Annotated in this window: 1 protein-coding gene; it reads left to right on the plus strand. The window is 34.4% G+C overall.

Annotated elements, in window-relative coordinates:
- Window positions 1-145: 145 nt before the first annotated feature.
- Window positions 146-1,486, plus strand: coding sequence for a serine hydrolase (locus WBM49_RS09150; protein ID WP_424371745.1), 1,341 nt, complete (start codon window positions 146-148; stop codon window positions 1,484-1,486).
- Window positions 1,487-2,032: the final 546 nt, after the last annotated feature.

Below are 2,032 nucleotides of genomic sequence, written 5' to 3' on the forward strand. Positions count from 1 at the left end.
GGTTTATACTCATTTTTTGATTCATGGTGCATTGAAAAGTAACTCCCATCTTTCAAATAGCCTCAGATTTCCTACATTTATATAAATGATATATAGTGCATAATGCACTATATTCAATTGTTGGCAACAATTAAAACAAACTGAAATGGAACGATTTTATCTATCAATTTTGGCAATTTTCTTCTTCAATATTATACAAGGGCAAAATATTGAACAATCCATTGATAGTTTGATGGCAAAGCAATCTTGGAGTGATAAACCTGGTATAGAAATTTTCATTAAAAAAAAATCTGAAGTACTATACCATAAAGCTTTTGGAATTTCCGATTTAGAATCAAAGAATGAACTCGAAATAAACTCAGTCTATGACATAGCTAGTGTGAGTAAAGAATTTACAGCTATCAGTATTTTACAATTAGTTGAGAGAAAACAACTTGAACTAACCGATGATATTAGAAAATTTATACCAGACTTTCCCACACAAGAAAATATTATAACTATTGAAAATTTGTTGACTCATACTTCAGGAATCAAAAGACATACAAATATAAATTGGGCAGAAAATGAAGCTAGCAAGGAATTTAAAAAAAGTATTGATGTAATCAATTATTTTAAGCAAGACTCTTTAGATTTCCCACCAAATCAGAGACATTCTTATGTAAATATGAACTACATATTACTTGGACATATCATCGAGAAAATATCTGGAAAAACATATGAAGAGTATATTAGAAAAAATATTTTCGAACCATTGAATATGTCCAACACCTTTTTTCCTAAAGTTGGTCAAAACATAACTAATAAACCAAAAGGTTATGAAACAGAAAATAATCAATTTGTGCTACACAGACCGCATTCATATACCCAATCAAAAGGACCTGGAGCCATCCACAGTACGGCAAAAGATTTAGCAAAATGGTATGAAGGACTTTCTACCTTCAAAGTCATCTCAAAAGAATCGCTCTATAAAGCTTGGCAACCATACAAGGTAAATAATATAGAATTATCTAATTATGGGTATGGATTTTATACCGACAAGAAATTTGGAAAGCTAACTGTTTTTCATAATGGTTTTACATTTGGTTATTCCACGTCTGACTTATATTTCCCAGAAGATGATTTATTGATTCTTGTTTTTTCTAACGTTAGTGATATAAATACTATTAACACTAATACTATAATATTTGATATTGCTTCGTCTATATACCAAAATGCAGTTCCTAAATTAACAGCTGAAATGTTAGATAGCTATGTAGGAAGTTATAAGATGGAGGAAGGATTTGGAGCAAAGGTATATAGAGAAGGAATGCAACTACTAATTTCTGTAGATGGAGGAAAAGCTGACAAATTGTTCCCAGAGACAAAGACTCAATTTATGGTTAAAGATTTTCCTGCAAAAGCTGAATTTATCCCCTCATCAAATGGAGGTAAAATGGGTATAGTACTATCGATGGGACCAAATAGATTTAGTGGAACTAAAGAATAATAACTGTTGCCAACAACGGCTATAATTCAGCGCTACTTTAGTACCTCATTGAAATTTCCTACATTTAAATAAAACTACAACTGGCTTAATTGGTTAAACGGCCTGGGCTCGCTTTTGCCGACGTTAATTTTTTCTGCAAAGCAGAAAACCCAACGCTTAGCTTCGCCCTCGTTTCGCGCCGTAATCATAGCCAAAGCCGATGGAATACATTCAGCAAAAGCTGACTTTTGTTGCTCCATTGCTGCGCAATTCCCACCCCAAAAGAAAATGTATTCCATCGACCTGCTAAACCAAATGGCAATCTACAGCTCTAGCTGGGCATCGAGCCAAAACGTAAGCCATCAGCGTACTAAACGCAATTGCCAAGCTCATCCATTTGGTACGACTCCTCGAACTCCCAATACAATAAAGTGGCTTGTGGGTCAATTAGCATTGACCACAAGACGGATAATGGCTATCGAGCTTCCGCTCGACTTCACGCTTCATTATCTCCCACTTTTTGTATCTTCGTTCTCATAGCCGAACTGCGTTTAGCAGGTCGTTGTG

The sequence above is a fragment of the Muriicola sp. genome (assembly GCF_049669965.1).
Taxonomy (GTDB): Bacteria; Bacteroidota; Bacteroidia; order Flavobacteriales; family Flavobacteriaceae; genus Muriicola.